This is a genomic window from Acidobacteriota bacterium (assembly GCA_028875575.1).
Lineage (GTDB): Bacteria > Acidobacteriota > Terriglobia > Versatilivoradales > Versatilivoraceae > Versatilivorator.
Genome location: JAPPDF010000024.1, coordinates 1 through 9,966, shown reverse-complemented (window position 1 = coordinate 9,966; position 9,966 = coordinate 1). Strand labels below are relative to the sequence as shown.

The following is a 9,966-nucleotide window of genomic DNA, read 5'->3' as shown; positions in this document are numbered from 1 at the left end:
CTGGAGGGGGAGTCGGTGAGACAAGGGCTCCGCCCGCAGTCGAACCGGTGGGGGGACGGAATCGGCGAGATGGCCAGATAGGGGATTCAGCCCGCAGTCGAGCCTGTGGGGGGTGGGTCCCGGCTCACCGGGAGTCTGGGGGATTCGAGGTTTCATCCGTCCCGGTGGTGCCTTCAAATACCTCTTGAATGACCTGAGCCGTTCCTTCGGTCATGTCCCACTGAGACAGATCGGAAATCTCCACGAACCGGACTTCGCTGACGTCGCTGGCAGGCCGCGGCGAGCCGTCGATGACCTGGCAGACATAGTCCACGATCACGTAGTGGTATTCGATGTCGCCCCGCTCATCCCTCAGGAGATGCTCCACCACCTTTCCGACTCTCAATGGACGCACGGTCATACAGGTTTCCTCCCGGGTCTCCCGGATGACGGCGGCTTCCAGGGTCTCTCCGACACGCAATCTTCCGCCGGGGACCGACCATTTGCCCAGGGACGGAGCCTTTCCCCGCCGCACCAGGAGTATCCGGCTTCCTCGATAGATCAGGGCGCCTACCGCACAGACGGGAGTCGAAGGATAACGCCGGGAGGCGCAGTCGTCGGTTCCGGGGTTGTTGCCGGACTTGTCGATCCCCACCGTTGAAACCTCCGGCCGTGCAACACGGGCTTAGAGAAAAAACCACAAGGCCAGGCTGACCAGGCTGAAATAGAAACAGAAAACAACGATCCCGTACCCCAGGATCTCTCGAAATTCCAATCCGGTGGCGGTAATGAGGGGTAGTGCCCAAAAGGGGTGGAGCAGGTTGGTGGCCATGTCCCCCCAGGCGTAGGCAAGAACCACCTGGTTGATGGGAACGCCCAGATTCTCCGCGGCAGCCACCAGGTAGGGAGCCTCAATGGCCCACTTGGATCCCCCGGAAGGCACAAAGTAATTCACGATGCCCGAATACCAGTAGACCAGTAGAGGCAGTGTCCTGGCGGAGGCAATCGAGACGAAGGCGTTCCCCAGGATTTCGGACAGCCCCGTGCCCTTGATGATACCGAACATTCCCGCGTAAAAGGGGAACTGCAGAATGATCCCGTGGACGAAGGTGACCGCCTCCTTTGCCGAGCGACCGACCGAGTCCGGGCTGGGATGCAGCGCGATTCCCAGGAACAGCAGCAGGAAATTGATGCTGTTGAAGGTCACCTGGAGCTGGTTGTCCAACCATGTCGTCACCAACCAGGCAAGGCCGCAGGCTCCCAGCAGTCCGTTTAGCCAATAACCGCGGTCCAGGACGGAAGCCAGCGACGGCCGCTTCCCGCTGAGCGCCGAGGCCGGCTTGGGGGATTCGTCGCTGCCCAGGCCGGCTCGCTGGGCAAGCGCTTGCTCGGGGGGAAGCGGTGTCCAGCGCGCCAATTGCCAGACCAGGAAAGTCAGGCTGATCAGGACAGCCAGCGTCAAGAGCAGGTTGAATGGGTGAAATATCGTCAATTCGGTGGGGATCAAGCCGATTTCACCTTCAAGGAAGTGTCCCGGGGTTGCGACCAGAAGAGGTGCGGAGGCTGAAAGGCCGGCGTGCCAGGTGCACCCCAGGCCCAGGTAGGCTACGGCAACGATCAGTCGCAGGTCGAGCTGAGGGACTCTCCGGGCGAAAAGGCGAGCCAACACGGCTCCACCCACGATTCCCAGCGCCCAGTTGACCCAGCTCAGGGCCATGGAGAGCAGGGCCAGGCCGGCGATGGCGTTCCTGGGGGTGTGAAAGAGCGAAGTCAACAGGTCCAGCAGGCGCTTGACGAGTGGCGAGGAAGCCAGCAGGTAGCCGGCCACCAGCATCAGGCACATCTGCATGCCGAACTCGAGCAGGACCCAGAATCCGTCCCCCCAGTACCCGATACAGTCCACCAGAGAGGCTCCGCCTACGAGCCAGCCTGCCAGGAAGATTATCAAGGTCAGCCCGGCGGCGATCGAGAATGCGCTTGGCATCCATCGCTCGCTCCATTGAGTGAGCCATAGGGAAATTTCAAGGACTCTTTGCATGAAATAGCGTGTTCGTGTCTGTTGGCTTATGAGGGATAGCGCCAGAACTATCCCGCCGCGGAATCACGGCCCGACCCGTCCATCCTTTGAATGATAGTCCCGACTGTCGCTCCGAGCCAAGGTGGTCAGAAACACTCGAACATCCCCGAGCAGGGATTGGCCCTCTATCGCCAGCCATAACAGGACATAGAGGCCCAGTCCGCCGACAACCCACCCGGACAGGCTCAACCAGGAGGGCTGACTGATGCCTTTCGTCAGCCAGACCGCCGTGGCCGCCACTCCGCTGACTGCCAGCGGCAAGAGGAAACTACGTAGAAAGTCTACCTTCATCAGCTTGTTCAGTTGAAGGACCAGCCAGGCCGCAATCGGAATCACGCCGATTGCGTAGGCCATGGCCACCCCTGTGAAACCGAACCAGGAAGAGAGCGCCAGTGCCAGGCCCCAATCCAGTACTGTCCACCAGACGAGGATTCGCAGCGAGATCTCAACCTTTCCCAGTCCGTTCAAGACGGCAATATAGAGCGTGCTGATATTCGATCCCAGCATTCGGATGGCGTAAAAGTAAAAGGCCGGAATGGCTGGCGCCCACTTGGAGGTGAATACCACCTGGACGAACTCGGGGATCAGGGCCGCGAAGATCAGAATACCCGGGAAGGTCAGGAGGTTGACGTACTTAAAGGTGGTCTGGACCATCTGTCGCACCGCCTTCGGGTCCTGCTGGATGCGTGACACCGACGGAAAGGTGACTCGGGAAACCGCCTGGGTAACGGCCTGGCTGCTGTAGAAAGTCATGTTCTTGGCCCAATTCAGATACCCTACGGCCTGAGTACCGAATCGAGGACCGGCCAGCAACACCGGGATATAGTCGCGAAACAGGGAAGTGAGCGTTGAGGCTTGAAACAGGACGCCGATCCGAAGAGTCTTTCCCATTCCGGCAAAACGCAATCGAATTCCAACCGGCCAGGGGGCAGCCTGAAAGGCCACCGCGCTTCGGACCACGGTGCTGGCCACCATCGCAGTCACCAGGCTCCAGAGGCCCCAGCCCCAAAGAGCCATCGGTACGGCAACGCCAACGTAGGTGAGTACTCTCAGCACATCCATTCTGGCAAACACGCCGTAGCGCAGACTCCTGTCCAGACGGGCGCACGACATGGCGCCCAGACCGCTGATCCATGGGCAGGGCAACAGGGCAAGCAGTATCCAGCGCAGGCTCGAATCCATGTCGAGCCAGCCCAGCAGGCGGGGAGCCCCCAGGAACAGACCCAGGACCAGGACGGAGATCGCCAGAAGCTGCAAGGAAAAAAACGTCTGGAATTCCGCCCGGGTAGGTGGCTCGGGCCGCTGTATGAGTGCGGCCACCAGGCCCACCTCCAGGACCGTGGCCAGGGTCACGGTGACGAAGCCGGCCATGGCGACGATGCCGAAATCCCGGGGTTCCAGCAGTCGTGCCAGCCAGACTTCACCCAGGAGAAGGATGGGATAGGAGACCGCCATGCGCAGAAGCATGAGCGAGGCGCCCTGCATGGTCTTGGCGGACACCGGGTGAACTTCAGCCATGGAATTTCCGCTAGGGGATCAAGGAATCCGGGACTGTTCGAGGGAGCGTCAGTTGTCCGAGGGACCGCGGTTCCTTCGGCAGGCATCGACGTGCAGCCGCGGGTGAGCAAATCCTGCCGGCATGGGCTTCGTCGAGTCGGTCCATCGGAACCGAGTATATCCAAGTTGTTGCCCATTTCTACAGTACTGTATAATTCTGTAAGATTGGCGCCGAGAGAGAAGAAATCCTCGTCCAAGCCCCGGGTAACCACTCCCCAGTCCCCGACAACGGGACGGATCATTCAGAGTTGAGCAGGGACGCTTCGGACAAGTGGAGAGTGGAGGGTGATTGGCCCCGCCCCGGCTCCGCCGTGCGGATCATGCAGGGTGAAACCGGGTGTTTCAGGCAGATGCTTAACGTGTCGATCCGATAACTCTCCACTATTCACTGTTCACCTGGCCCGGCCGACGTGCCCTACGACGGGGCGGCTCAAACCGGGTGAAACAGGGGTGTTTCAGTCAAGTTCGGTGGCGGTCCATGGAGACACCCTACAAGGTGGTTTACTTCTGCGACGCCGTCTTCCTGGGTGGCGCTGAAGCCTACCTCAAACTGCTGGTTCCGGAAATACCCCAAGAAGAATACCAGCCTCGGGTGGCGCTTTCCCCCCTCCCGCAGATGGCTCCGCTGGCACGATTTTTTAATGACAGAGGCATTTGCGTCGATGAGGTAGACAGTGCCAACCGGTCCCCGTTCAAGGTTTTCCTGGAATCCTATCGCTACTTCCGGCGGCAGCAGCCCGCCATCGTTCACTTCAACCTGAACAATACCTTCAGCTGCTTTGTGCCGATTCTGGCGGCCTATTTCAGCCGGGTGCCCAGGAGGTTGGCAACCGAGCACCTGGATCTTCAGTTGGCCATCGGAAAACGGGCCGGCGTGCGCACCAAGAAGTTCGTCAAACGGGTCATGACCTTCTGCCTCGATTACACCATACCCGTGTCTCAGGCCAACAAGCAGCTTCTGGTTCAGGACTACCGTGTGAATCCCTACCGGCTGAAGCTGATCCTCAACGGGATCGATGTGAATCACTTCGCCTTTTCCGAGTCGGGCAGACGCGCCGTTCGCCAGAGCCTTGGAATCGGTCCGGAACAGACGCTGGTCGGCACGGTGGCGCGCTTCAACTTTCAGAAGGGCCACCAGTACACGGTGGATGCGATCCCGGCCATATTGAAGTCCTGTCCTCAAACCCGGTTTCTGTTCGTCGGGGAAGGACCGACCCAGGCCAGGCTGGCCGATCGAGTACGCCGGTTGGGGTTGGAGCCATACGTCACCTTTGCGGGAGCTCGAGAGGACATCCCCGAGATTCTTTCGGCTCTGGACATCTTCCTGCTTACTTCGCTCTATGAGGGACTCCCTCTTTCCATACTGGAGGCCATGGCAGTGGGTTTGCCGGTGGTCGCAACTTCGGTCAGTGGAACACCCGAGGCGGTGACCGACGAGCACACGGGGTTGCTGATCCCCCCCGCGGACTCCCACGCGGTAGCTTCGGCAGTAGCCCGGCTGGTTCGGGATCCCGGATCACGTCGAAGAATGGGGGCCAGTGGACGCAAGCTGGTACATCGGCGGTTCGACAAGTCACTGATGGTTCGCCAGGTCGAGCATATCTATCAGAACCTGGTCGACCCTCACCGGCAGCCTGCGACCGCCACTGAATCCCCTGGTTCGAGTCGACGCCGGGCATCGCTGATTGTCCTGACCTGGAACAAGCGGGAGATTCTCAAGGAGGCTCTGGACGCGCTGGTGGAAGCTGTCCGCCATGACGGCGGTGACCACGAAATCATCCTGGTGGACAATGGAAGCACCGACGGAACTCAGGACTACGTACGCACCCACTATCGAGACATTCGACTGATCGAGTTGAAAAAAAACTATCGGTTCAGTCGAGCCAACAACATCGGGGTTCAATGTGCCCGCAACGAGATCGTAGTCCTGCTGAACAACGACGTGATTGTCCGACCCGGATTCCTGGCGCCCCTGCTCCAGGGGTTTGAGCAGCCCGACGTCTTTGCGATCACTTCACAGATCTTCAACTATGAATCCGGCAAGACCCGCCTGGAAACAGGCAAGACTTTCGGGATGATGATGTTCGGCTGCATGCACGTCGGACACACCCCGCCCGCTCCGGTCGACGAGGTGCGCGAGTACGTCCCGGCCTTTTATGCCCATGGTGGCTCCAGCGCCTACGACCGGAAAAAGTTCCTGGAACTGGGCGGTTTCAGCGAAATCTACAATCCCGCCTATGTGGAGGACGCCGACCTTTCCTATCGGGCCTGGAAGTCCGGCTACCGCGTGCTTTTCTGCCCGGCCAGCCGGGTGGTTCACAAGCATCGCAGCACCAACGCCACCGAGATGGGAAACTCCAGGATCGACTATCTGATCGCCCGGAATCTGTTTGTGCTGTTCTGGAAAAACGTCACCTCGCTTGGATTGTTCTTCAGCCACCTGTTGAAGTTGCCCTTCCGTTTCCTGCTCGATATCAGCCGCGGGCGCCTCGGCATCCTGAGGGCCTTTGCCGGTGCTCTGCTCAAGATTCCGCAGGTGGTCTGGAACCGTCTGGCCAGTCCGCCGCCGAGACGCCTGTCGGATCAGGAGGCCATTGCCTCCATCCACCACTGGTTCTTTTACCGGCACCGCTATCTGTCCAATGGAAACCGGGCGGCCGGTACTCGCAAGATCCTGGTGGTCTCCAAGCGGCTCCCCAGGTTGGGGGTGGATGGCTCCTGGATTCTGGTGAACCTGCTCAAGGGGCTTTCAGTCCGAAATGAGATCACGCTGCTGTCCTTTATCGAAACCAGCCAGGATCGAGCCCATGTCGATCGTTTGAAGGAGTTTTGCAATGAGGTTCGAACCATCACGCTCTATCCCTACCACCGGGAGCTCAAGAGCGCCTTTCTTTTCTCCAAGCTGATGGCAGTGGTCAATGCCTGCCTGATGATGCGCAGGGAGGTGCGCAACGAGTTGAGAACGGGAGACTACGACCTGGTACAGTGCGAGTACCTGCATACACTGAATTTCATCCCCGACCTTCGTCGCTATCCCAGCCTGCTCACCCACCACGAAGTTCTCAGCCTGGTTTATGAGCGACTCTTCCGCAGGGCTGCGACCTGGACGGAGAAGCTTTCGGCCTTTCTCAAGTGGCGTCTAATGCGGGTCTACGAAAGACGGCTTTGTCGCAAGGTCCGGTCGGTGGTCGCCCTTTCGGCCGTCGACCGGGACTACCTGAGCCGGCGGCTGAAGGTGGACCGCCCCTGCCTGGCTCAAAGCGGCGTTGACGTGGACTTTTTCAGGGCCAGGCCGGATGTCGGCGAGCGTCCGGACAGCCTGATTTTCGTGGGATTTTTCAAGCACCCACCCAACGTGCAGGGAATGTCCTACTTTTTCCGGGAAATCTGGCCGGGGATTCTGCAAGAGGCGCCCAACGCCACCCTTACCGTGGTCGGCCGATCGGCGCCCGACCATCTCCTGGCGCACAGCCAAAAGGGTCGGGTCGAGTTTCTGGACGGAGTGGAGGACCTGCGTCCCCTGCTTTCCAGCCACGCCGTCTTTGTAGCCCCCATCGTCAGCGGCGCCGGACTTCGCGGCAAGCTCCTGGAGGCCATGGCCATGGGCAAGGCCGTGGTGGCGACCCGGCTCTGCCTGGATGGATACGGATTTCACCACGACCGGGAGCTTATGGTTGCCGATTCCTCTGCCGAGTTTCTCCAACACACCCTGGAACTGTTGAGGGATCCTCTCAAGCGCCGCCGCTTGGGAGACAACGCCCGTGCCAGGGTGGAAGGTGAGTACAGTTCTCCCCGCTTTACCGCCGACTACGAGCACCTGTACCAAGAGCTGTCAGCATGAGCCGGGTGTCGATAGTCATCGTCAATTACCGGTCCGGGCAGGATCTTGTCTCCTGCCTCCGCAGCGTGGTCCGGAATGCAGGGCGACTGGACTACGAGATTTTCGTGATCAACAACGACTGCCCTGAAGATCTCACTCCCGTCTCAGACCTGGAATCGGCTCGGATCCAGGTGATTCAGAACCGGTCCAACCGCGGATTTGCGGCCGCCGCCAACCAGGGGTGTCGTCACGCCCGGGGTTCGTTTCTACTGCTATTGAATCCGGATGTGCGGGTTGAGGCCGGAGCGCTGCAGATCCTGGCGAATACCCTGGAGCAGCACCCCGATGCGGGTGTGGTGTTGCCTCGACTCAATAGTCCGGACGGCAGTCTCCAGTACTCCTGCCGGCGCTTTTACACCCTTGCCACCCTGCTGATGCGGCGTGCTCCCTTTCGGCGCTTCTGGTCGAACCATCCCGGCCTGCAGCGCCATTTGATGGCCGACTGGGACCACCGGAGCCTGGCTGAAGTGGATTGGGGGCTGGGAGCCGCCATGTTGGTCCGCAGGGCAGCCACGGAATCGAATGCTCTTATGGACGAGCGATTTTTCCTCTACTTCGAGGACGTGGACCTGTGTAAGAGCATGTGGGATCGGGGCTGGAAGGTGCTCTACAATCCGGCAGCCTGCATGGTGCACAGCCACCGCAGGGACAGCGCCCGGGGCTGGAGGTTGGGCGCCAAGCGGCATCACCTGTTCAGCCTGCTCAAGTTCCTGCGGAAGCACCGGCTCCGGTTGGGGAGGTGCTCGGAAACAGGTGGAAACCCTTGAAGCATGACACCGCCTGCCATCAGTCTCCGGGGTGTTTGTTTTTCAAGGTGGATTCGACCGCCCGGGGAGAAATGCCGGCCACGTACGGTGTAGAATGGCATCGGATCCCGCCGGGTGCCGGGCCGGCAAGAGATGCCACTTCCCGGCGAGCATTTGAATGCGTCTTCGGACGACTCTTCCGATGATACTTGCCGAACAGTCCTCGATCCTGAAAATTCGACATATTGCAGTGACCCCGGCAACCTTCCTCTCACCCATGGCCGGCTTGACCGACAGCGTTTTTCGTCGCTTGATCAAGCGATTGGGCGGTTGTGGCCTGGTCATGACCGAGTTTACCAGCGCCGAGGGTCTCACCAGGCACTCGGTAAAGAGCAGGCGGATGCTCTTCTACCACGAGGAGGAGCGTCCGGTCACGGCCCAGCTTTTTGGATCGGACCCGGGGCGCCTGGCGGAAGCCACCCGGATGGTTGAGGACCTGGGTTTCGACGCCATCGATCTGAATCTGGGCTGTCCGGCCAAAAAGGTTGTGAAGGCGTGCGGAGGATCGGCCCTGCTTCGGGAACCGAAGCTGTTGGAGCGAATCCTCAAGGAGATTCGGGCGGCGGCGCGGATTCCTTTCACCATCAAGATCCGTTCCGGTTGGAGCGAGTCGGAGATCGTGGCTCTGGAAATCGGCCGAATGGCGGAGGACCTGGGAGTCGAAGCCATCACCCTGCATCCCCGAACCCGAGTCCAGGGGTTTTCAGGGAAAGCCGACTGGCGCATCATCGCCCGCCTGAAGGCCCACCTCACGATTCCCGTCATCGGCAACGGGGACATCATTACCGCGGCTGATGCCATGAGGATGCGGAATGAGACGGGATGCGATGGAGTCATGGTTGGCCGGGGAGCCTTGACCAACCCCTGGATTTTCCGTCAGATCGGTGAAACCGAATGCGGGATTCCGGTGACGCTCCCGGAGGTCGGCGACAAGTACGATCTGATCAAGCGCTATTTTTCGCTGTTGTTCGAAGAGGAAACCCCGGGAGCCATTGGGAAGATGAAACAGTTTGCCTCCTGGTTTACCCACGCCATTCCCCGAGGAGCCGCCCTTCGCAAAGCCATCTATGAGTCCCGGAGCGAGAGGGAAGTCATGGACCGGATCGAGGAATTCTTTCAGAGGGCTCTGGTGGCGGCGCCACAGACCTGATCCGCATTTCTCAAAGGACGATCGCATGCGCGCTCTCGACATTTCCGATTGCGTCAACGAGACCTGCCCCTGATCCGGCAAGACGGTTCAGGCCGATTCCCTCACCGAATACGGCGGTCATGTAGTCGGGTTCTGCAATCCTGGTTGCCGCGACAAGTTCGAAAGCGCCGTCCGTCATTTCGAGGAAGCGAAGGCGTCGCAGACGGCCCGTTAAGTCCTTGTCCGGAAACACGGGCCGCTTGCGGAACGCGTTCAGCTCTCGACCTGGCGCCCAAGCCCGCATTTCTCACCAGGCCGCTGGAGGCAGGACAAAAGCAGTTTATCTTCAGGTCCTTGTTTGGCTCCGTGTCAAGGGGTTGCGGATTACAGACGCACTGGGCATGCCCTGGCTTGTCCTTTTCCCTTCAGCGCGCACATGCTCCCTCGACCGTAGAAACCGCTACGCTCTTCGGTCGCGAGCACGCGCTGAAGGGAAAATTCCTGCGCCATGATCATGCCCCCTGGTGAGAAATGCGGG

6 protein-coding genes and 1 pseudogene are annotated in these 9,966 nt (G+C 60.1%); 4 read left to right on the top strand and 3 right to left on the bottom strand.

Translation table 11 applies throughout. The annotated features are described in order from the left end of the window. Positions 1-124 precede the first annotated feature (124 nt). The 3 genes from OXI69_02945 to OXI69_02935 form a co-directional block, all read right to left on the bottom strand. Positions 125-634, bottom strand: coding sequence for an NUDIX hydrolase (locus OXI69_02945; protein ID MDE2665089.1), 510 nt, complete (start codon positions 632-634; stop codon positions 125-127). 30 nt (positions 635-664) lie between these two features. Further along, positions 665-2,017, bottom strand: a complete 1,353-nt coding sequence (locus OXI69_02940) for a TIGR00366 family protein (GenBank protein MDE2665088.1) — start codon at positions 2,015-2,017, stop codon at positions 665-667. A gap of 63 nt (positions 2,018-2,080) precedes the next feature. After that, positions 2,081-3,574: an oligosaccharide flippase family protein gene (locus OXI69_02935; protein ID MDE2665087.1), complete on the bottom strand. Its 1,494-nt coding sequence runs from the start codon at positions 3,572-3,574 to the stop codon at positions 2,081-2,083. A 517-nt stretch (positions 3,575-4,091) separates the two neighbouring features. Between OXI69_02935 and OXI69_02930 the strand changes: the two genes are divergently transcribed. The 4 genes and pseudogenes from OXI69_02930 to OXI69_02915 all read left to right on the top strand — a co-directional run bounded on the left by OXI69_02930 (position 4,092) and on the right by OXI69_02915 (position 9,663). Further along, a complete protein-coding gene (locus tag OXI69_02930; protein ID MDE2665086.1) occupies positions 4,092-7,454 on the top strand; it encodes a glycosyltransferase in 3,363 nt (1,120 codons plus the stop codon). Beyond that, positions 7,451-8,260 (top strand): glycosyltransferase family 2 protein, encoded by an 810-nt coding sequence (locus tag OXI69_02925; GenBank protein MDE2665085.1) that lies wholly within the window; start codon positions 7,451-7,453, stop codon positions 8,258-8,260. Before OXI69_02930 ends, OXI69_02925 begins: the two co-directional genes overlap by 4 nt. Positions 8,261-8,441: 181 nt before the next feature. Next, entirely contained in the window at positions 8,442-9,449 is a 1,008-nt protein-coding gene (gene dusB / locus OXI69_02920) for a tRNA dihydrouridine synthase DusB (GenBank protein ID MDE2665084.1), read from the top strand. Between the two features lie 25 nt (positions 9,450-9,474). Continuing rightward, positions 9,475-9,663, top strand: a pseudogene (locus OXI69_02915) (glutathione S-transferase). Positions 9,664-9,966 lie beyond the last annotated feature (303 nt).